This is a genomic window from Undibacterium sp. Di24W (assembly GCF_049340325.1).
In the GTDB taxonomy this organism is placed as follows: Bacteria; Pseudomonadota; Gammaproteobacteria; order Burkholderiales; family Burkholderiaceae_D; genus Undibacterium.
Map to the genome: position 1 here is coordinate 1 of NZ_JBMPOP010000011.1, position 19,901 is coordinate 19,901.

21 protein-coding genes are annotated in these 19,901 nt (G+C 45.4%); 13 read left to right on the forward strand and 8 right to left on the reverse strand.

Going from position 1 to position 19,901, the window contains the following annotated elements; translation table 11 throughout:
• A partial coding sequence (locus ACO0KZ_RS18935; protein WP_186942982.1) for an integrase core domain-containing protein occupies positions 1 to 101 on the forward strand: 101 nt, incomplete at its 5' end.
• A gap of 73 nt (positions 102 to 174) precedes the next feature.
• Here the strand turns inward: ACO0KZ_RS18935 and yaaA are convergent.
• The gene (gene yaaA, locus ACO0KZ_RS18940; protein ID WP_422998111.1) at positions 175 to 945 is read right to left on the reverse strand and encodes a peroxide stress protein YaaA; all 771 of its coding nucleotides are present in this window, start codon (positions 943 to 945) and stop codon (positions 175 to 177) included.
• Between the two features lie 85 nt (positions 946 to 1,030).
• Here yaaA and ACO0KZ_RS18945 point away from each other — a divergent pair, with 85 nt between their 5' ends.
• From ACO0KZ_RS18945 to ACO0KZ_RS18980, 8 genes are all read left to right on the forward strand, one after another.
• A complete protein-coding gene (locus ACO0KZ_RS18945; RefSeq protein WP_422998113.1) occupies positions 1,031 to 1,477 on the forward strand; it encodes a putative toxin-antitoxin system toxin component, PIN family in 447 nt (148 codons plus the stop codon).
• A gap of 223 nt (positions 1,478 to 1,700) precedes the next feature.
• Positions 1,701 to 2,435, forward strand: a complete 735-nt coding sequence (locus ACO0KZ_RS18950) for a protein phosphatase CheZ (RefSeq protein ID WP_422998115.1) — start codon at positions 1,701 to 1,703, stop codon at positions 2,433 to 2,435.
• Positions 2,436 to 4,271: a chemotaxis protein CheA gene (locus ACO0KZ_RS18955; RefSeq protein ID WP_422998117.1), complete on the forward strand. Its 1,836-nt coding sequence runs from the start codon at positions 2,436 to 2,438 to the stop codon at positions 4,269 to 4,271.
• A gap of 141 nt (positions 4,272 to 4,412) precedes the next feature.
• Positions 4,413 to 5,900, forward strand: a complete 1,488-nt coding sequence (locus ACO0KZ_RS18960; protein ID WP_422998119.1) for a protein adenylyltransferase SelO — start codon at positions 4,413 to 4,415, stop codon at positions 5,898 to 5,900.
• Positions 5,901 to 5,972: 72 nt separating this feature from the next.
• On the forward strand, positions 5,973 to 6,368 hold the full coding sequence (gene msrB, locus ACO0KZ_RS18965; protein WP_422998121.1) for a peptide-methionine (R)-S-oxide reductase MsrB: 396 nt from the start codon (positions 5,973 to 5,975) through the stop codon (positions 6,366 to 6,368).
• Positions 6,369 to 6,386: 18 nt separating this feature from the next.
• A complete protein-coding gene (locus tag ACO0KZ_RS18970; RefSeq protein ID WP_422998123.1) occupies positions 6,387 to 7,004 on the forward strand; it encodes a septation protein A in 618 nt (205 codons plus the stop codon).
• The gene (locus ACO0KZ_RS18975) at positions 7,001 to 7,285 is read left to right on the forward strand and encodes a BolA family protein (RefSeq protein ID WP_422998125.1); all 285 of its coding nucleotides are present in this window, start codon (positions 7,001 to 7,003) and stop codon (positions 7,283 to 7,285) included. The genes ACO0KZ_RS18970 and ACO0KZ_RS18975 overlap by 4 nt, the downstream gene beginning before the upstream one ends.
• A 66-nt stretch (positions 7,286 to 7,351) precedes the next feature.
• Positions 7,352 to 8,125, forward strand: a complete 774-nt coding sequence (locus ACO0KZ_RS18980; RefSeq protein ID WP_422998127.1) for a peptidyl-prolyl cis-trans isomerase — start codon at positions 7,352 to 7,354, stop codon at positions 8,123 to 8,125.
• A 75-nt stretch (positions 8,126 to 8,200) separates the two neighbouring features.
• Here ACO0KZ_RS18980 and ACO0KZ_RS18985 read toward each other — a convergent pair whose 3' ends face one another.
• The 3 genes from ACO0KZ_RS18985 to ispD all read right to left on the reverse strand — a co-directional run bounded on the left by ACO0KZ_RS18985 (position 8,201) and on the right by ispD (position 9,910).
• The gene (locus ACO0KZ_RS18985; protein ID WP_422998129.1) at positions 8,201 to 8,473 is read right to left on the reverse strand and encodes a DUF4404 family protein; all 273 of its coding nucleotides are present in this window, start codon (positions 8,471 to 8,473) and stop codon (positions 8,201 to 8,203) included.
• A gap of 70 nt (positions 8,474 to 8,543) precedes the next feature.
• Positions 8,544 to 9,068, reverse strand: a complete 525-nt coding sequence (gene ispF / locus ACO0KZ_RS18990) for a 2-C-methyl-D-erythritol 2,4-cyclodiphosphate synthase (protein WP_422998131.1) — start codon at positions 9,066 to 9,068, stop codon at positions 8,544 to 8,546.
• On the reverse strand, positions 9,065 to 9,910 hold the full coding sequence (gene ispD / locus ACO0KZ_RS18995) for a 2-C-methyl-D-erythritol 4-phosphate cytidylyltransferase (protein ID WP_422998133.1): 846 nt from the start codon (positions 9,908 to 9,910) through the stop codon (positions 9,065 to 9,067). The genes ispF and ispD overlap by 4 nt, the downstream gene beginning before the upstream one ends.
• Before the next feature lie 30 nt (positions 9,911 to 9,940).
• Here ispD and mfd point away from each other — a divergent pair, with 30 nt between their 5' ends.
• Positions 9,941 to 13,360, forward strand: a complete 3,420-nt coding sequence (gene mfd / locus ACO0KZ_RS19000) for a transcription-repair coupling factor (protein WP_422998135.1) — start codon at positions 9,941 to 9,943, stop codon at positions 13,358 to 13,360.
• 29 nt (positions 13,361 to 13,389) lie between these two features.
• Positions 13,390 to 14,238: a phosphoserine phosphatase SerB gene (gene serB, locus ACO0KZ_RS19005; protein WP_422998137.1), complete on the forward strand. Its 849-nt coding sequence runs from the start codon at positions 13,390 to 13,392 to the stop codon at positions 14,236 to 14,238.
• A gap of 114 nt (positions 14,239 to 14,352) precedes the next feature.
• Here the strand turns inward: serB and ACO0KZ_RS19010 are convergent, their stop codons facing one another.
• The 3 genes from ACO0KZ_RS19010 to ACO0KZ_RS19020 all read right to left on the reverse strand — a co-directional run bounded on the left by ACO0KZ_RS19010 (position 14,353) and on the right by ACO0KZ_RS19020 (position 17,047).
• Positions 14,353 to 15,072 carry an SIMPL domain-containing protein gene (locus tag ACO0KZ_RS19010; RefSeq protein ID WP_422998139.1) on the reverse strand — a complete coding sequence of 240 codons (720 nt, stop codon included), beginning with the start codon at positions 15,070 to 15,072 and terminating at the stop codon, positions 14,353 to 14,355.
• 98 nt (positions 15,073 to 15,170) lie between these two features.
• Positions 15,171 to 16,634 carry a TonB family protein gene (locus ACO0KZ_RS19015; RefSeq protein ID WP_422998141.1) on the reverse strand — a complete coding sequence of 488 codons (1,464 nt, stop codon included), beginning with the start codon at positions 16,632 to 16,634 and terminating at the stop codon, positions 15,171 to 15,173.
• Positions 16,631 to 17,047 carry a BlaI/MecI/CopY family transcriptional regulator gene (locus ACO0KZ_RS19020; RefSeq protein ID WP_422998143.1) on the reverse strand — a complete coding sequence of 139 codons (417 nt, stop codon included), beginning with the start codon at positions 17,045 to 17,047 and terminating at the stop codon, positions 16,631 to 16,633. The genes ACO0KZ_RS19015 and ACO0KZ_RS19020 overlap by 4 nt, the downstream gene beginning before the upstream one ends.
• A 267-nt stretch (positions 17,048 to 17,314) precedes the next feature.
• On the opposite strand from ACO0KZ_RS19020, the gene ACO0KZ_RS19025 reads away from it, so the two are divergent.
• Together ACO0KZ_RS19025 and ACO0KZ_RS19030 are read left to right on the forward strand one after the other, a co-directional pair.
• Positions 17,315 to 18,007 carry a glutathione binding-like protein gene (locus ACO0KZ_RS19025; protein WP_422998145.1) on the forward strand — a complete coding sequence of 231 codons (693 nt, stop codon included), beginning with the start codon at positions 17,315 to 17,317 and terminating at the stop codon, positions 18,005 to 18,007.
• A 104-nt stretch (positions 18,008 to 18,111) separates the two neighbouring features.
• Entirely contained in the window at positions 18,112 to 19,347 is a 1,236-nt protein-coding gene (locus ACO0KZ_RS19030; RefSeq protein ID WP_422998147.1) for a DUF2863 family protein, read from the forward strand.
• Between the two features lie 89 nt (positions 19,348 to 19,436).
• On the opposite strand, the gene ACO0KZ_RS19035 is transcribed toward ACO0KZ_RS19030, so the two are convergent.
• Entirely contained in the window at positions 19,437 to 19,901 is a 465-nt protein-coding gene (locus ACO0KZ_RS19035; protein ID WP_422998149.1) for a CYTH domain-containing protein, read from the reverse strand.

Below are 19,901 nucleotides of genomic sequence, written 5' to 3' on the forward strand. Positions count from 1 at the left end.
TCGCACAATCCATTCAAATTTATAACAACGAACGACCACACTCGAGTCTCAAAAACAAAACGCCCAATGAGGTTCATCGGGCGTGTTTGCAACACTTTTAGTTGTCAACTTATTTTAGGACTAGACAGCATTAGTTTACTGCTTTGACCACTTTCCTTAAAAATTAACAGAGTCTCATTGCTTTCGACGATAAACCCAATGCGTTTGATTGGACTCCTCTTCGATAAATTGATATCCATCCCAATCAAAATTCTTTAATTTTTCTGGATGTCGAATCTGGTTCACAGCGCAATACCGCACCATGGAACCACGGGCTCGTTTCGCAAAAAATGAAATAACTTTGAACTTACCTGCAGAGTAGTCTTGGAAAACAGGGTGAATCACTGGCAAGCCCAAGTCTTTTAGTATCAACGCTTTAGCATACTCTTCCGAGGCAAGATTAACCAAGAACTTACTTTTTGTAACTGATAGTTCTTGCCTTAAGTAGGCACTTAGCTTGTCGCGCCAATAGGCATACAAGTTACTTCCCGCACTATTTTTTAAGCCTGTTCCCATTTCTAAGCGATAAGCCTGAATCGTATCGAGCGGGCGCAAGATGCCGTACAAGCCGGACAAAATTCGCAAATGCGACTGCAAGTAACTCACTTCTTTTTTGGGCAATTGACGCGCCTGCAGTCCGTCATAAACATCGCCATCAAATAAAAAGACCGCTTGTCGAGTTGGCATAGTATGCTTGCGATCACGCATTGCAGCAAAACGTTCGAAATTAAGCTCCGCAAGATTAGTCGATATACTCATCAGGTTCTGTAAATCTGCCACACTTAAGGTCGCAGCTAGTTGAGATAAATACGCAGTTTCGTCAGCAAATGCAGGTTCACTCGATGTCTTCACAAGCGCAGGTGTCTCAAAATCGAGACTTTTTGCGGGAGATAACAAAATCAACATAGAAGTTCAATTCAAAATTTAACTACTCAATAAAGGATCCGTGCCGCGCTACGCAAATTGCTAGGCACTAAATGTAAATACACGTATGACGCTTAAAATTATTTTAGATACGAATGTTTGTTTGGATTTATTTGTGTTTCGCGATCCACGGTGGTCTCAAATAAACGCAGGACTTAAAGATCAGACTCTGCAAGCAATCACGCGGGCTGACTGCCGCGACGAATGGTTGGCCGTACTGCACTACAAGCACCTACCAATCACCGACGACACGCGAGGCGCGATTGTAGCAACTTTCGACGACTTAATTGCTGTTGAAGACCTTCCTGCAAAAAATATAAAGCTGCCAGTTTGCACTGACAAGGACGATCAAAAATTTCTAGAGATCGCACGCGATGCAGATGCACATATTTTGGTAACGAAAGACAAAGCATTACTTAAATTAGCTAGAAAAACTCAACAATTATGTCTATTTATTATTGAAACTCCCGAAAAATTTTGCTCACGCTTAGTTGCAAATCCGCAAGCTTTGTAAATAAATTCACTAATTCAGTAATTAAGTGATGACAAATTTTGTTGCTCGGGGTTATCCTTACAACATGCAAGTCTGGTTGCTGTCGGCAAATTCCCTTAGGAATTGAGTCACTTCATGACAGCATGGCTTTTTGACTGAATCCATCTTGAAATTGAGCATGAAAAAAGCCAATTTCGATTTGAATTCGGCAATCAATATTGGCGACTATGGAGAATAAAGAATTATGACAGACTCAGCTGATGATCTAGACGCACTATTCGAGGAGATGGCGACACAACGTGACAGCAATGCCACAGAAAGTCCGTCACCTGCAGCCGCACCAGTCATTGAGACGCCACCAGCAAAATTAATTTTACAAGCAGGCACAGATGCCGCTAAGCCTATGTTTGACCGTTTAGGTGGTTTAGTTCGCATGATGCATGACTCCATGAGAGAGCTTGGCTATGACAGATCACTTTCAGACGTGGCTTCGCAGATTGCCGATGCTCAGGGCCGTCTTGAGTATGTCGCCACCCTAACTGAACAGGCAGCCAACAAAGTACTTAACGCCACCGATGCTGGCATTCCAGAGCAAGACGCTCTGGGAAAAAATGCAAAAGACATCGATGAGCGCTGGGGCACACTATTTGACGGAAAATTAAGTATTGACGATTTTAAAGTACTCGCATCAGACTCAAAGTCGTTTGCAAACAAGGTACTTGCCTCGACCGACGCCGAAAAAGCGCGTTTGCTTGACATTATGATGGCTCAGGATTTTCAAGACTTAACCGGGCAACTTATCAAAAAAGTATTGGTTATTACCCAGGCCGTAGAACACGAACTTGCCCAAATTCTGCTGGATAATGCACCTAAAGATTTAAAAGAAAAAGCCATTGAATTAATGGAAGGCCCATCGGTTCCTAACGCTGCGCTTGAGCAGGACGATGTAGACAACCTACTTGATAGCTTGGGTTTCTAAATGGATGATATGCTCAAAGAGTTTGTCGTTGAAGCTTTAGATTTGGCGATCAACGTCGAAGAACACCTGCTCTCCTTGCAACGCAATCCTGAAGATATGAATACATTGAACGCCGTATTTCGTTCTTTTCATACAATCAAGGGTGGTGCTGGTTTCATGAACCTGTCAGCAATGGTGTCGGCATGCCATCTGACTGAAAACTTATTTGACGCTTTGCGTACTGGCAAATCACCAGTGACACCAATCGCGATTGAAGCTGCTTTAGAAGCAAGTGGCTTTGTTTCAGATCAACTTACTGCCTTATCAAACGGCACCAGTCCTGAACAATTATCAACTATGCCAGCTGCTTTAGAGCAGCTATTAAACGACGCAATAGAAGGCAAAGTCACCTCCACACCGGCAAAAAAAGATACCAAAGTGGCCGCGGCGGCAGTTTCCGCGAATGCTGCAGCAGGAGCCCACACTAGCATTATTAGTGCCGACACTTTGCCCGCTGTTCCTGATGGCGAGGTAGCTTGGGAAGCTTATTATCGCGCAGTTACACCACCAGGTACATTACCCGAAGTTACTGTGGTTAATCCTGTTGTCAAACAAGAACAAGAAGCAGTTAAAACTTCTTTGGCGAGCAGCGAAATTAAACAATCAGCACCAGCCAAAGAAGAAAGCATACGTATCGATGCAGTTAAGCTCGATGTTTTGCTGGAAGTTGCAGGCGAATCGGTACAAGCTGCAAATCAGGCCGCCGTATTATTAGAAAAATTAGGGCAGTATTCGTTCGATGGTGACGCTGCGCCATTGATGTCTGCACTTACTGAAACATTGAATCGCGCCTCTCGCTATTCCACCGAATTACAACGAGCAACTTTGGCAACTCGAATGCAACCAGTCGGTCGACTATTCCAAAAGTTTCCTCGTTTGATTCGTGAATTGGCCAAAGACTTGGGCAAAGATGTTGATCTTGAAATTTCTGGTGCAGAAACTGAAGTAGATCGTGTGGTGGTAGATAGTTTGTATGATCCGCTAGTACATATGCTACGTAACTCATTGGATCACGGCATTGAATCCGCCGAGGAACGTGCGCAAACAACAAAACCCGCTCGCGCAAAAATTTTACTCAAAGCTTGGCAAGAAGCCAGTAGCGTCATGATCGAAGTAACTGATGACGGTAAAGGTATGGATGCCTCTCGCTTGCGTGAAAAAGCGATTTCTAAAGGCTTAATCAACATTCACGAAGCAAAAACTGATGATGAAGCCTTCCAACTAGTCTTCTTGCCAGGCTTCTCAACTAAAGAAGTGGCATCCAGTGTATCGGGTCGCGGGGTTGGCATGGACGTGGTAAAGACAGCGGTGGAACGTCACCGCGGCGCCATCCGAATTAACTCACATTTGGGTAAGGGCACTACATTTATCATTCGCCTGCCAATCGAATTGTCTATCGTACCAACGATGCTGGTGAGGACAGCTGGTGCGTCTCTTGCACTACCTATGTCTACCGTGCAACGTGTGGTGGAATTGCCTGAAACATTTGAAAGTGTAGGCGGACAACCCGTATTGCGAGACTTAGGTAGGCCACTTCCTATTCGTTCTTTAGGTAATGTTCTTGGATATGAGAAAAGCACTGAACGTGTGGGTATCGTCATTGCAGCACCTAACCCTTATATCATTTCAGTAGATTCTGTAGATGGCACCTCTGATTTGGTAATCAAACCTTTGACCTGCATCTCCACACCAGGTATCACGGGCACTGCACGTTCGGCCGAAGGTGAATTGGTTCTGGTCATCAGTTTGTCATTCCTCTTAGACGGCTGTAAAGTGGTGGAGCGCCACTCCGCCTAATGTAGGCAAGCTTTAAATCGCAATGACTCATACTGCGTCTGGCATTTGCAATGTCAGACGCTAGCTCAACATGAATAGCCGTTCTCTGTCAAAATAGCGCTTCGATCTTATCTTGCGCTGTAACGGCCAAATCAATTACCAATGAGCCACTCAGAAACTTCTACGTCTAACTCCCTAGAGTTTTATAAGCGCTTTGCTAGTCTTGGTCATACCTTCTATACGGAGTTACAACCTACGCCGATAAAGTCTCCGTATCTGATTGCGACTAGTCCATCAATGTTAGCTGAATTCAATCTATCAGCTAAACAAATGCAGTCGCAAGAAGTCGTGGAAATCTTTAGCGGCAATCGTGCTCAGCCTGGTAGCACACCACTGGCATCCGTATACTCGGGTCATCAATTTGGCATTTGGGCGGGACAACTGGGAGATGGTCGCGCGATTTTGCTTGGCGAGTTAGCATCAAAACAAAGTGGTGCACTACACGAAATTCAATTAAAAGGTGCCGGTATGACGCCCTACTCCCGAATGGGAGATGGACGAGCAGTGCTCCGTTCGTCAATTAGAGAATTTTTATGCTCTGAAGCCATGGCGGGATTAGGCATACCAACTTCGCGCGCACTATGCATCACAGGGTCTGATCAATATACGATGCGAGAAATGCCAGAAAAAACTGCCATCGTCACCCGCACAGCCCCAAGTTTTATTCGATTTGGATCCTTTGAGCATTGGTATTACAACGACAAATCGGAACAGTTAAAAACACTGGCAGACTTCGTCATTGAACATTACTATCCAGATCTAGCACAATCCGAAAATCCCTATCAAGCATTGTTACGTGCGGTAGTCATTAAAACCGCAGATCTGGTAGCGCTGTGGCAATCCGTTGGTTTCATGCACGGCGTGTTAAATACCGACAATATGTCGATCTTAGGCCTCACTTTAGACTATGGACCATTCGGTTTCATGGATGGCTACGACCCAGCACACATTTGCAATCACAGCGACAATCAGGGACGTTATTCCTACCAAATGCAACCGCGCATAGGCCAATGGAATTGCCACGCTTTGGCGCAGGCTTTGTTACCACTAATCGGTGACGTAGAGTCTACACAAGAAGCGTTGTCCTGCTATGTTGGGCAGTTTGAAAGCAGCTATGAGCGCGTCATGCAAGCCAAGTTTGGCTTAACAACCTTGCAAGCCGACGACCAGAATTTATTCACGGAGTACCTTGAGATAATGGCAGAAGCTGGCACGGACTTTACTTTGGCCTTCCGGCAACTTAGCCGTATCCAAACGACAAGCAAGCAAAACGATAACTTTTTGCGAGACCTATTTGTCAATCGAGAACGACTTGATGTATGGCTAGAAAGCTATAGAAAGCGACTCCAACTAGAACATTCGCAGGACCTAGAACGACAGACCTGTATGAACCAGGTTAACCCAAAATATGTCTTACGCAATTACCTAGCCCAGCAAGCTATAGAACGAGCTGAACAAAAAGACTTCAGCGAGGTTCATAAATTACTTACTATACTGGCTACACCGTACGATGAACAAATCGAACATGAAACCTATGCGCAACTTCCGCCAGACTGGGCGAGCACGCTTTCGGTAAGTTGTTCTTCTTAACCAAATAATTCAAGTTACTCATTAAAGCTGCTCAAATCCACACTAATCGATCTAAATGAGATGGGAAGCATCATGAACAAAGTAAAAAAAACAGACAGCGAATGGCGCAAGCAACTTTCCGATATGGAGTACGAAGTAACCCGGCATGCTGCCACCGAGCGTGCATTTACCGGTAAATTTTGGGATCATCATGAAACAGGCATCTATACCTGTGTATGCTGTGACACTCCCCTTTTTGAGTCTGATGCGAAATTTGATTCGGGTTGCGGCTGGCCAAGTTATTTCAAAGCGCTCAATCCTGAGTATGTCAGAGAAATCCCGGATCACTCACATGGCATGACGCGTATCGAAATTGTGTGTAATATTTGCGACGCTCATTTGGGGCATGTATTTCCAGATGGTCCACCACCGACTCGGCTGCGTTACTGCATTAATTCCGCGTCATTAAAATTTAAAGCAAAAAACTAAAACTGATCCTTTTTTATGATGAAATTCTTGTTTGATGTATTTCCGGTAATCTTATTTTTCATCACCTACAAATGGGGCGAAAAGAACGCTGAAACTTCGCAGCAACTTGCCAACCAGATTCTCTCTCATCTCACGGCCAGCAATGGAGTAGGCCTAGAACAAGCACCAATTCTGCTAGCGACAGCACTCGCAATTGTTGCTTCTATCATTCAGATTGCCTACTTAGTGGTTTCAAAAAAGAAAGTCGATCCTATGCTTTGGATCTCCTTCTTTATCATTACGGTATTTGGTAGCGCCACTATTTACTTTCAAAATGATGCATTCATTAAATGGAAACCAACCATCATCTACTGGGCCTATGGCGCTGCTTTCCTATTAAGTGAGTTTATCTTCAAGAAAAATCTCCTGAAAGTTGCAATGGGTAGCCAAATTACAATGCCAGAAACAATTTGGCGCACGCTTAGCGTAATCTGGGCACTGTATTTCATAGCGATGGGAATACTGAACATCTATGTCGCATTCAATTATCCACAAACCACGTGGGTTACGTTCAAACTTTATTCCATCGGTGCTTTGCCGGTATTCCTCATACTGCAAAGTTTCTTTCTGGCAAAACATATTGAGGAACCAAAATGAACCAATCAACAACAAGAATACAGGCTATTCAAAACAGACTAGAACTAGCACTGCAGCCACTTTCCTGCGAGTTGAATGACGATTCCGCCGCACACAAAGGACATGCGGGTGCGGCCAGTGGTGCCGGACACTTCACTGTTACAATTATTAGCGAAAAATTTGCTGGTTTAAATCGCATTTCCCGCCACCGTCTAGTGTATGATGCCGTTGGCGATTTAATGCACACGGAGATACATGCACTTGTTATCCACGCCTTAAGTCCTTCTGAAGCATCGAAATAAACACTTAAGCATTTATTTTATTAACCGTTTTTTGTTTCAATTACTTTGTTATTTTAGGAATAGATAATGACTTTTAAACCCGCTCATTTGCTGGTTGTACTTCTTGTAACCGCATTCCCTGCGATGGCGCAGAATCTGGCAACGGTCAATGGAAAAGCAATCCCTGCTTCAAAAGCAGAACCATATGTAAAGCAAGCTTTGGCTCAAGGTCAAAAAGACACGCCACAATTGCGCGCAATGATTAAAGACCGTTTGGTTGGTACAGAAGTTTTATTGCAAGCTGCAGAAAAAGCTGGCTACTCAAAAAGTGAAGATGTTAAAACTCAGATCGAAATGGCTCGTCAACAGATTTTGATACAGTCATTAATGCGTGCTCATGTAGAAAAAAACCCAGTATCAGAAGCTGATATTAAAGCTGCATACGATAAGTGGAAAACACAAAACGGTGACAATGAATACCATCCTTTCCACATCTTGGTGGAAAAAGAAGAGGATGCAAAAGCGATCATTTCCAAATTAAAAGCTGGCGCGAAGTTTGACGAATTGGCAAAACAATCTAAAGACACAGGCTCTGCTGGTAAAGGCGGCGATTTGGATTGGGTTTCTCAAGCAAATGTACCACCGGCATTCGCCGCAGCGTTGGCTACTTTGAAAAAAGGCCAATTCACAGAAACACCAGTGAAAACTGAAGTTGGCTTCCATGTCATCAAATTGGATGACGTACGTCCTTTGAAACTGCCAACATTAGAAGAAGTAAAACAACAAATTGGCGAAAGCTTAGTACAAGAAAAAGTTCAAGCTTACCAACAATCGTTGATCAAAGCAGCCGTGATTAAATAATCTGCCGCTGAAAGCAATATAAAAAAGACGCTCTTGGGCGTCTTTTTTATTTTCTAAATCGATGAAGAGGATACTTTAGACTCCCATTTTCTCCAGCATACTACCCAACTCACGCAAGGCAGGTTCCAGTTTTGGATGCTTAGTAGCAAACTGCGCATAGATCGCCCTAGAACGATCACCCAGAGCAGCGTATAAAGGATCATCTGGTTGTTCATCTTTATTCAATACGGTCTCAATATCTTGATGTAGATTTTGCAGTAGGGTTTTCATCTCTGCATCGACTTGATCGGTAGTATGCAAGCCATCCTGCAATTGTTTGAGCAAACCTTTTAACATATCGCGCTTCATATTTTCTCCTTGTTTCTTACTTAATATTTACTGCATTATTTTTCTTCACTTCATGGAAATTCGTGTGGCACTAGGCCTTAAAGAGTAAGACCACTGCTTCGGCCGCAATCCCTTCTTCCCTTCCCAAATATCCTAACTTCTCATTGGTCTTAGCTTTGATATTGACCTGTGCCAATGTCACCTGCAAATCCTCAGCAATATGGTGAACCATGCTAGGAATATGTGGCGCCATTTTGGGTTGTTGCGCAATGATAGTGGCATCTAAATTCCCCAGAATATAGCCGCTCGCATGGACACGCGCAATCGCTTCCCTTAGCAAAATACGAGAATCTGCACCGGCAAATTTAGCATCCGTATCTGGAAACAATTGACCTATATCTCCAAGTGCTGCAGCGCCAAGAAGTGCATCGGTGATCGCATGCAATAAAACGTCGGCATCTGAATGCCCCAACAAACCCGTTTTATGGGGGATATCGACGCCACCAATGATTAATTTGCGGCCTCCAACCAAAGCATGACAATCGTATCCCTGACCAATTCGGAATGGTGGGGGTAATGGCAAACTTACAGCCTGACTTTTTTCGCTTGTACTCATAGCTCTTTAAAAAATAATTTCAAAAATTCCAAATCTTCGGGAACCGTCAGCTTACGATTGCGCAATGCACCCTCAACTAGTTTAGGTCGATAACCTATCGTTTCAATAGCACTGGCTTCATCGGTCACTTGAATTGCCATTTCTAGCGCACCTGACAACAAACCCAAACGAAACATCTGCGGTGTTTGAGCCAACCACAAATTCGTCCTATCTATGGTTTCGACTTGCCCGTCAACACTTCGCTTCACCGTATCGACCACTGGCAATGCCAACAAGCCTCCCCCCATATAATCCCCGACCGCATCGATCAGCTTTCTCACTAATGCAGGAGTCAAGCCAGGACGCGCTGCATCATGCACCAGAATATGGTCATCATCTTCATAATTGCTGTATTTGCGTATCACTTCCAACCCATTTTGGACGGTATCACGACGCGTAGCGCCACCACAATTCAGTACCGTTAGCTTTTTGTGCTCAGCTAAAGCCTCATCAATAAACGCATCCTCAACACTGACTACGACAAATATCTGATCAATTTCTGGACAATCGAGAAAACAATCAACCGTCCTTTGCAAAACACTTTTCCCTGCCAAGTCTAAATATTGCTTAGGCACATTCGCAGCCATACGAGCGCCAACGCCGGCAGCAGGGATCAACGCGATATATTTGGGCTTTACGCCTGTTGAATTTGCATCTTGTAGATTCTGTGGCAAATCAACGAAGTCGGAAGAATGTTGGGTCATTTCGAGGATATAAATAGCTGGGCTTGTGCATCGTTTATAATTGATGCTCATTTTAACCGCCAATTCTTGCCACTGGGCTTTTTCCAGATCGTTTAGCATGAATTAGCAGAACTCCTTGCTTTACATCTAATGTCTTTCGATTTCATCAAAGCACTACCCAAAGCTGGTCACAGATTCGTGTTGCCGCCTACCCACGGTTCCGCCGATGCCTATGCCATCGCACAGGCTGCGTCTGCATTAAAAGCCGAGCAACGATTTTTGACGATTTTCGTTGCCAGCCCGGCAGACGCCCAACGCTTACTGAGTGAATTACCATGGTTCGCACCGGATCTGCGCTGTCATTTGCTGCCAGACTGGGAGACTTTGCCGTATGACGCTTTTTCACCGCATCAGGATCTGGTATCTGAGCGCTTGGCAACTTTATATGAAATCAATAGTGGCAACTGCGATGTTTTAATCGTTCCCGCTACCACGGCCTTAGTGCGCATGGCGCCGCCGTCTTTCTTAGCGGCGTACACTTTCTTTTTTAAAGTCGGTGAAACCCTTAACGAAGCCAAACTCAAAACACAATTGACATTGGCTGGTTACACCCATGTCTCCCAGGTCATGTCACCTGGAGAGTATTCAGTGCGTGGCGGTTTAATTGATTTGTTTCCTATGGGTTCGGTGCTGCCTTATCGTCTTGACCAGTTTGGCGATAACATTGAGACCATACGAACCTTCGACGCAGATACGCAACGCTCACTGTATCCAGTCAAAGAAGTTCGTCTATTGCCAGGCCGTGAATTCCCTATGGACGAAGCGGGCCGCAGCGCATTCCGTAATCGTTGGCGTGAACAGTTTGAAGGCGATCCTTCGCGTTCTACTGTGTATAAAGACATAGGAAATGGCATTGCATCGGCTGGTATTGAGTATTATTTGCCCTTATTTTTTGAGTCGACTGCAACACTTTTCGATTACCTTCCACAAAACACGCATTACGTTTTGATCGGTGATATAGAAGAAGCGATACAACGTTTCTGGATCGACACGCGCTCGCGTTACCAGTTTTTAAAATCCGATAGAGAACGCCCTGTCCTACCGCCAGAAATTATCTTTTTACGAGATGAAGACTTCTTTGCGACGCTGAAATCAGAGTCGCGTTGGATCTTGCAAAACGGTGGAGCAGCGTCTGAAGTCTCTAGCTTTTTACCCGATATCGCAGTCAATCGTCGAGCCGATGATCCTCTGACGAATCTGCGCTCGTATTTATTGCAGACCGACAAACGCGTTTTCATTTGCGCTGAAACAGCCGGCCGACGCGAAACTCTGCAACAGTATTTCCGTGATTTCGATTTAGAAATCAGCATCAGTGAAGACTACACCGACTTCATAACCAGCAGCACCAAATTAGTCTTAGGCGTCGCGCCTTTACATGCTGGCTTTCAAGCGCAAGACATCGCATTCATCACTGAAACGGAGTTGTACGCTGGTTCTGGCAAGCGTATAGGTCGCAAGAAGCAAGAAGCAGTAACGCAAGTCGAGCACATGGTGCGCGACTTATCGGAATTAAAGATTGGTGACCCGGTCGTCCACAGCAATCATGGTATCGGCCGCTACATGGGCCTCATTAGCATGGATTTGGGCGAAGGCGAAACCGAATTTCTGCATTTAGAATACGCAAAAGATACCAAGTTATATGTGCCAGTGTCGCAGTTGCATGTGATTTCACGCTATTCAGGCGCATCACCGGACGATGCGCCTTTACATGCATTAGGCTCGGGTCAGTGGGAAAAAGCCAAGCGCAAAGCTGCGCAGCAAATCCGTGATACCGCCGCTGAATTACTCAATCTCTACGCTCGTCGCGCTTTGCGTCAAGGTCATGCTTTTGAATATTCTGCCCACGATTACGCGGCGTTTGCTGATAGCTTTGGCTTTGATGAAACGCCAGATCAAGCGGCTGCAATCACGGCGGTGATAGGCGATATGACCTCGGGCAAACCGATGGACAGATTGATTTGCGGCGATGTCGGTTTTGGCAAAACGGAAGTCGCATTGCGTGCAGCTTTCGTCGCTGTCATGGGTGGCAAACAAGTCGCCATATTGGCACCAACCACGCTACTGGCGGAACAGCACGCACAAACTTTCACTGATCGTTTCGCCAATTGGCCAGTGAAGATTGCGGAGTTATCGCGTTTCAGAAGTGGCAAAGAAATTGCACAAGCCATCAAAGGCATGGGCGATGGCACGGTCGATATTGTAATCGGTACGCACAAGCTTTTATCCGATGACGTGAAATTCTCCCGCCTCGGTTTGGTGATTATCGACGAAGAACATCGCTTCGGAGTGCGCCAAAAAGAAACGCTGAAAGCCTTACGCGCAGAAGTCGACGTACTGACCTTAACCGCGACACCGATTCCACGTACATTGGGAATGGCACTAGAAGGTTTACGTGACTTCTCAATCATCGCCACAGCACCACAAAAACGATTAGCAATCAAAACATTCGTGCGCAGCGAAGGCGATTCTGTGATCCGTGAAGCGTGCTTACGTGAACTCAAACGCGGCGGTCAAGTTTATTTCTTACACAATGAAGTCGAGACGATAGAAAACCGCAAAGCCATGCTGGAAGCCTTGTTACCGGAAGCTCGCATTGCGGTAGGTCATGGCCAGATGAATGAGCGCGACTTAGAAAAAGTCATGCGTGACTTTGTTGCGCAACGCTATAACATTTTGCTGTGCACCACGATTATCGAAACCGGTATTGACGTACCAAGCGCCAATACCATCATCATGCATAGGGCGGATAAATTCGGTTTGGCGCAATTGCATCAATTGCGTGGTCGCGTCGGTCGCTCACATCATCAAGCCTATGCTTATTTATTGGTACACGACGTACAAGGTTTAACCAAGCAAGCGAATCGCCGATTGGAAGCGATCCAGCAAATGGAAGAGCTCGGCAGCGGATTCTACTTGGCGATGCACGACCTAGAGATTCGTGGAGCCGGTGAAGTCTTGGGTGACAATCAATCGGGTGAAATGCACGAAATTGGCTTCCAGATGTATTCCGATATGTTGAGCGAAGCCGTACGCAGCTTGAAGAATGGCAAAGAGCCCGACCTCGCAGCACCGCTTTCCACGACCACTGAAATTAATTTACACATCCCTGCTCTCTTACCCAGCGATTTTTGTGGTGATGTACATGAGCGTTTATCGATCTATAAACGCCTGGCAAATTGCAACAAACTTGATGCCATTGATGATTTACAAGAAGAGATGATAGATCGTTTTGGAAAATTACCCGAACCGGTAAAATCACTGTTAGAAACACACCGATTGCGCGTTGCCGCCAAGCCATTGGGCATTATCAAAATTGATGCCCATAGCGAAGGCGCGACACTACAATTTGAACCACAACCACCCATTGATGCGATGCGCATTATCGAGCTGGTTCAAAAAAATAAACACATCAAACTAAACGGTCAAGATAAGTTACGCATCAGCGCCAACATGCCTGACCTGGCCGCACGCGTCGCCCAGATCAAGAGCACGATGAAAGCACTACACTAATCCGCCGTCCCATTATCAATATGCAAAACATGAATCTGACCATACAAGGTTTACATGCCGTCTTAACAGAACAAGCGGCAACTATTCAAAGCATCGCGCAGATGTCAGGTGCAGAGAAAATTTTAGAAATTAATCCCAACGCAGTGCGCCTTGAGAACGTGCAATGCGACGCTGACATTCTGCAGGCCATTCAAAAACTATGCTTTAGTGCGCAACTCGATGTCTATCATGGGCCAGCGCAGCAACTAAGTGAATTTAAATTGGTTGCGATGGATATGGATTCCACCTTAATCACCATAGAATGCATAGACGAAATCGCCGACATGCAGGGTTTGAAGCCACAAGTCGCAGAAATCACCGAAGCCGCGATGCGTGGCGAAATTGAATTCCAAGAGAGCTTAATCCGCCGTGTTGGCCTGCTCAAAGGATTAGAAGCATCTGCCTTACAAAGAGTCTACGATCAACGTCTGCAGTTATCTTTGGGCGCAGAATATATGCTTCAGCAAGTACAGCAAGCAGGCTTAAAAACTTTGTTGGTGTCTGGCGGTTTTACTTTCTTCACCGACAGAATGAAGTCCCGCTTAAATCTCGATTACACCCATGCGAATGTGCTCGAGATCATCGACGACAAGCTGACTGGCAAAGTCGTCGGCACTATCGTTAATGCCGATGAAAAAAAGCGCACAGTAGAAAAAATTTGTACCGAACTCGGTATCAGTACTCAGCAAGCCATCGTCATGGGTGACGGCGCGAATGATTTGAAGATGATGGGGATTGCTGGTTTGTCGGTCGCGTTTCGCGCTAAACCGGTAGTGCGTGCGCAAGCTAATGTCGCTTTGAATTTTGTTGGTTTGGATGGAATTTTGAATCTATTTTGACACACCAAATAGGTGAAAAAAATAAGCCGAATGACACAACGTCACCCGGCTTAAAATCCCAGGGATTAGAGAAGAATGGATCAGAATAACTAGGTCTATCGATATCAAAAAAAGTCAAAATTTAATTCGAAACACAACATCCACACTTTGCTTAAACTTCAACAAGGTTGGCACCGCAAGATCTCGGGATATAGGTTTATTTTGCACGATTTGTTCTTCGCGTTTAACGACACCGTCCATACCCAAAATTGTGCTGACGCTTTTCAAGGGTGATTGAGATGCCGCATTTGCAGGACCTAGTCGCACCGATAAACCCTGCGCCAGACGTGCTGCATTTTGCTTAGCGTTAGAGGTCGCCATCAAGACAAGATCATTTTGTATTCTCTCCATATCGCTGCGTCCAAAGCTAACAGAAAAATTTCCTAAATACGGTTTCGCTAATAAACCCGAGACAATAGCGTTCCATTTTTGTATGTCACGGATGACAAGATGAAAATTGCGCATCAGGCGAAATTTCTTTTGCGCCTCTGAGCTATCTAAATATTCAACGGGACTAATATACTTTTTTACTTCTGCTGCCTCGATGTCTTCTTCAAGTAAACCTTGCTCTACCAGAAAAGCAATCACCTCCGCAGAATTCTTTTCCATAATATCCATGGTCTGCTGAGGATCACTAGTCAACTCGGTCAATTCAAAATCAATTTCACCCACATCGGGGCGTACAACAAGCAATGCTTCGCCCGTCGCATGAATAAATGGAAATGCAGGCAAAGAAGATGCGAATGTCACACTAGAAAGCACAAGGCAGAATATTGCTAGAATTTTTTTAGGCATAAATCTTTTCCTTGTCGTCAATAACGAACATAGCTCGCCTTATTAGAGATGGATAACACCACCTCCAAAAAGACGCATGCTGACCTAATTTAAAACAGTCAATCTAACTTCCACACATATTGAACTTGCGTGATCGTAGTCTGCGGTTTACCGTTAATTGATCCTGGTTTTTGTGTGCATTTTCCTGACAGCAGCTGGTTCCTGACTGAGTTATCAAGCAATTCATGTCCACTAGATTTTAGGATGCTCACTTTTTCAATACGGCCTTTGGCGGAGGTCGCAACATTAAGCGTCGTTACACCAGTCGCTTCTTTGCGCAATGCTTCGCGCGGGTATTCTGGTTTACATCCATTTTTTTCAAAATCAATGCGGGCTGCAATAACGGCATCTTGGCCACTCGCTACCTTACTCTTTGGCCGAATGAAGTCTGCTGTCGTCGATGAAGTCTGATTTGAAAAGTCAGTACTTAGCGGTGCTGATTCCACAAAATCGGCGTCGACCACATTTTCAATTGAGGTCGCTACCGCTTGATTGTGTGCGCTTGGGCGGCTGTGTTGAGACAAGCTTGGCATGGCTGCATTCGCAGCGAAGCCTACGCAAACCATTGCGATACCGACTGCTGTCACCGCGGTTTTCCAATTAACACTTTGTACCTCTGGACGTATTAAACGTTTGATTCTGGACATAAGATTTCCTCCATGTGCCGCTTGGGCGAGTTGAGGGGTGGTGAATTGGAGTAATTCCAACTCTTGTAAAGCAAGCGCCAGACGCCGCGGTTCGCCGAGCATGCTTGCGGCTAAATCATCCGCAATATTTTCTCTTTCATTACGGATTTTTTTTGAAATCCACCAGACGGCTGGATGGAAAAACAAAATCATTTCAATGACATTTTGGATCAGGTTCATCAGATAATCGTAGCGACGAATATGCGCCAACTCATGTGCTAGCAAGGCCTGCAGGTAAGACGGTTCCATACCCGTCACTAAGGACGCTGGCACCAAGACCATAGGACGCAACCAACCTATCGTCAGCGGACTTTCTATATCTTTGACGACACGTAATAAGACACGTCCGGGTAAAGCAAAATGCTGCGCTAACTCATCAAGCTGAGCTTGCCAGTACAAATTAACTTGACCACGTTGACCGCTGCCATAGCCTTTTAGCCACCACAGTCCGAGACAAAGGCGCACGCTCAACAACGCGACCACCAAGGCCCAACAAAAAACGATCCAGTGCAAATTGTTTTGAACTATGACGCTCACTTGCATCAATGGATGAACGTCCTGTGTCGACATAGCCACTTGCGCCGTTGCTTGCAAAGCCACATCGAAACTAGTTCCGCGTTCCAGTCCCTGTACAAACTTCCACACTGGGAGCATTGCGCAAAGTAGTAAGGTGACACAAGCAATGGCATAGCGTAATTGTGCCTTTGCCTTGCGAGTCAGGGCCAAAACCACCGCCAATATCAAGGCAATGACGCAACCTTGCCAGACAAAGTGTACGAGGCTCCACCCTAGTGCTTGAATGAGGTTCTGTGTGAAGTTTGAAAGTTCGCTATTCATTCTTCATCTCCATGCAAGAATTTTTGTATCTCGGCACGTTCTTCTTTGCTGACGTGCGTGCGCAATGCTGCCAACACTAAGGCCTTGGCAGAACCAGAGAAAGCTTTGTGAATCAAATCTTTGACTAGATTCGTTTGCAAATCGTCTTGTGCTTCTACGGCGCTATAAACATGCGCACGCTGGCTTTCATCACGGTTCAGCAAACCTTTGCTGTGCATCACCTGCAGCATGCGCAAAACAGAGGCGTAGGCTAGTTCTGGTCGCTCTTTAGCGCCGGCTTCATGCACCTGCTTGGCTGTCGCCGAACCTAAAACCCACAACAGCTTGAATATTTCCATTTCTGCTGCGGTTGGCTTCGGCATCACATCTTTTGTTGCATTCTTTTTGCCACGGTTTGTACCGGAGTTGCTCATTGCTTTTTCCTTTACCAAGTTGGTCACATCGATGTAGACCTATTGATCTAGATTAAATGATCTAGATTGTTTTGTCTAGATTAATTTCATCCAATTTAAAGTTTTTTTTCAATAGGGGTAATTGCAACCGTCTCGATCTTTGTTCAGTCTTTCGCACTGCTGGCGAGAATCAAGATCAAATCCCTTTCCACAGGATATAATCGACGGCAATAGGCGAATGAGAGTCTTGACCTTGCAGCACCTTGCTATTTTTTTGATGGAGAAACTATGATCGATGTTTATTCCTGGCCTACACCGAATGGTCACAAAGTTCATATCATGCTGGAAGAATGTGGCCTGAATTATCGCGCTGTCCCTGTCGACATCGCTGCGGGCGATCAATTTAAGCCGGATTTCTTAGCCATTTCACCGAATAATAAGATCCCGGCCATCGTTGATGCTGATGGGCCTGATGGTAAGCCGATTGCCTTATTTGAGTCAGGTGCCATTTTGGTCTATTTGGCGGGTAAGGTCGGACGTTTTTTAGGGAACAGCGACAGGGAAAAATATCAAACCTTACAATGGCTGATGTTTCAGATGGGTGGACTTGGCCCTATGCTAGGTCAAGCACACCACTTCCGCATATATGCACCAGAGAAGATTGATTACGCCTACGACCGCTATACAAACGAAGCGAAGCGCTTGTACAACGTCTTGGAGAAGCAACTGAGCCAACAATCCTATCTGGCGGGCGAAGACTACAGCATCGCCGACATCGCTTGCTTTCCCTGGACTCGATCAGCGGCGAATCAAGGCATCGATTGGGTCGAATATCCACATACCAAGCGCTGGTTTGATGCCATTAATGAGCGTCCAGCTGTGCAGCGTGGCCTGCAAGTACTCTCCAATTTGAGAAAACCATTGACCGACGACAAGTCCAAAGATATTTTATTCGGTAAAACGCAATACTCAAAAAAATAGACTTATGCCGAGCGGCTCTGCATTTTGGCTGCCGCTTCGCGTCACACTTGAACGATAAGTAAAGTAGCGCCAGCACACCGACAACATTAAGAATCGAGAACACTATGCGACGCGCACCGAAAAAGAAAATTCAAAAATTAGCTGGCGACGCCTTACGCATCGCCAATCTTTCACATGCGATATCGCAAGCCGGTAGCCGCCTGGAAGACAATGACTGGCAGGCTTTGCTAGATACTTTAGTGGCAAAGAATCTGGAATTAAAACATCAGTCTGTACTTGATTCTGCGGCAGAGCATGTCTTTACCAATCAGCCTGATGCCTATGAAGTCTTAATTGAAGCAATCGAGTCCATCGCAACCTCTGGCAACATTAAATTAGGCGACACCAACTATGACTTACTCTTGGTCGCAGCGCCGATTTTGGCATGGAGTCGATTTGAAATAGCTTCGGGCTCGGTCCCTCCAAACATTTTAAAATCTCTAACAAACAGTTGGCGCGAATCTTTACTTTGCAAAGGCGTGCAGATCAGTATTCTGCCAAACTTGTTTTCCATCGATCAGCTACCGCAAGATCACTGCGCCATCAATGATTTGATGCACCATACTGCCGACCATTTTTTGCGTGATAAGGCGATCGTACCAGCAAAAGATTTACCTAAAACAGTCCCCTTCCTTGCAGATAGTCGCTACTTATTAGGTGTCATTATCGCGCCTGAAAACTCACCTTTATTCCAATGGCAAATGACGCCCTCCCCTTTCGATATCGCCAAAGCGAAAGAAGCGGCTGTCTTACTTTGGAAACAAAGGGCCCATGCCGATGTCGCTCATTTATTGCCAGGCTGTGGCTTTGAATTTCTACTGCCTGAGTCCTACTACTCAGCGTGCCGCGAAGCGGACATTTTGGTGCGGCCAATTTCGATACGCTCTGCTGTTTTTTATCTGACGCAAACATTAAATGTAGAAGCCTCAGATCTCGGTGCGATCATCGCCCGCTTCGGGCCAGAAACTCACCCAGGACAAGTGGATGAATTGCGGGTAGGCTTTACCTTGAAAGGTGAGCCGGAAATTATCTATGGCGTCATCTGGCCACTCTATCAGCAAGAAGATGAAGTCAACGCATTGATCGGCCCGTCTATCTCCACGATGGACGAGCGTGAGGGTGATATCCCAACCTTGCTCAAAGAGAGTGGGCTTACGAATATACAAATGCTGGAAGATATTTTTGGCTTAGAGTTTTGCGATGACTGCCAAGCTCCCTTATATGCGGACGCTGAGGGCGAACTGGTGCATCCAGAGATGCCGGAAGACGCACCACCCGAAGGCTCAGTGCATTTTCACTAAATGCATAGAAACCAAAACCCACGCAAAAAAAACAGCCAGACGAAACATCTGGCTGTCTTTATTTAAACATGTGGATACGAAAAAAAATACTACCAAAGTTTAAAAGGATGTTTAATCAAATTAGCATTTGCATAGCGATGATCTTGACTGACTTCGTCGCCACACCAGGCAGGTTTAACAAACATCTGATCGACGCTATTCAATTCAACTTCGGCCACCACTAAACCCGCATTGTCGCCAAAGAATTCATCAACTTCCCATACCAAATCATCTATCGCAATTCGATAGCGATTCTTTTCGATCAAAGGCTGCTCGCACAAAGCATCTAAAAGTGCTTGCGCATCGCTCAATGGAATTGGATATTCCCACTCCCCTCTTGCAATACCGTCTGCTTTACCTTTGATCGTCAACATAGCAGCTTGATCTTCGATGCGCACACGTACAACGCGATTGGCTTGAGAACTCAAATAGCCCTGACGCATAAAAACAGGTTTTGCTAAAGACTTCCAGTCGTCCGCGACGACCAGAAATTTGCGTTCGATTTCTATACCCAC

Excerpts from the sequence above, each read along its gene's own strand:
- ACO0KZ_RS18975 (WP_422998125.1), top strand. The coding sequence starts at position 7,001 with ATGAACCAATCAACAACAAGAATACAGGCTATTCAAAACAGACTAGAA.
- yaaA (WP_422998111.1), bottom strand. The coding sequence starts at position 945 with ATGTTGATTTTGTTATCTCCCGCAAAAAGTCTCGATTTTGAGACACCT.
- ACO0KZ_RS19010 (WP_422998139.1), bottom strand. The coding sequence starts at position 15,072 with ATGCCTAAAAAAATTCTAGCAATATTCTGCCTTGTGCTTTCTAGTGTG.
- ispD (WP_422998133.1), bottom strand. The coding sequence starts at position 9,910 with ATGCTAAACGATCTGGAAAAAGCCCAGTGGCAAGAATTGGCGGTTAAA.
- ACO0KZ_RS19020 (WP_422998143.1), bottom strand. The coding sequence starts at position 17,047 with ATGAGCAACTCCGGTACAAACCGTGGCAAAAAGAATGCAACAAAAGAT.
- ACO0KZ_RS19025 (WP_422998145.1), top strand. The coding sequence starts at position 17,315 with ATGATCGATGTTTATTCCTGGCCTACACCGAATGGTCACAAAGTTCAT.
- ACO0KZ_RS18945 (WP_422998113.1), top strand. The coding sequence starts at position 1,031 with ATGACGCTTAAAATTATTTTAGATACGAATGTTTGTTTGGATTTATTT.
- ACO0KZ_RS18950 (WP_422998115.1), top strand. The coding sequence starts at position 1,701 with ATGACAGACTCAGCTGATGATCTAGACGCACTATTCGAGGAGATGGCG.
- ACO0KZ_RS18960 (WP_422998119.1), top strand. The coding sequence starts at position 4,413 with ATGAGCCACTCAGAAACTTCTACGTCTAACTCCCTAGAGTTTTATAAG.
- serB (WP_422998137.1), top strand. The coding sequence starts at position 13,390 with ATGAATCTGACCATACAAGGTTTACATGCCGTCTTAACAGAACAAGCG.
- ACO0KZ_RS19030 (WP_422998147.1), top strand. The coding sequence starts at position 18,112 with ATGCGACGCGCACCGAAAAAGAAAATTCAAAAATTAGCTGGCGACGCC.
- ACO0KZ_RS18955 (WP_422998117.1), top strand. The coding sequence starts at position 2,436 with ATGGATGATATGCTCAAAGAGTTTGTCGTTGAAGCTTTAGATTTGGCG.
- ispF (WP_422998131.1), bottom strand. The coding sequence starts at position 9,068 with ATGAGTACAAGCGAAAAAAGTCAGGCTGTAAGTTTGCCATTACCCCCA.
- ACO0KZ_RS18985 (WP_422998129.1), bottom strand. The coding sequence starts at position 8,473 with ATGAAGCGCGATATGTTAAAAGGTTTGCTCAAACAATTGCAGGATGGC.
- ACO0KZ_RS18980 (WP_422998127.1), top strand. The coding sequence starts at position 7,352 with ATGACTTTTAAACCCGCTCATTTGCTGGTTGTACTTCTTGTAACCGCA.
- ACO0KZ_RS18970 (WP_422998123.1), top strand. The coding sequence starts at position 6,387 with ATGAAATTCTTGTTTGATGTATTTCCGGTAATCTTATTTTTCATCACC.
- msrB (WP_422998121.1), top strand. The coding sequence starts at position 5,973 with ATGAACAAAGTAAAAAAAACAGACAGCGAATGGCGCAAGCAACTTTCC.
- mfd (WP_422998135.1), top strand. The coding sequence starts at position 9,941 with ATGTCTTTCGATTTCATCAAAGCACTACCCAAAGCTGGTCACAGATTC.
- ACO0KZ_RS19015 (WP_422998141.1), bottom strand. The coding sequence starts at position 16,634 with ATGAATAGCGAACTTTCAAACTTCACACAGAACCTCATTCAAGCACTA.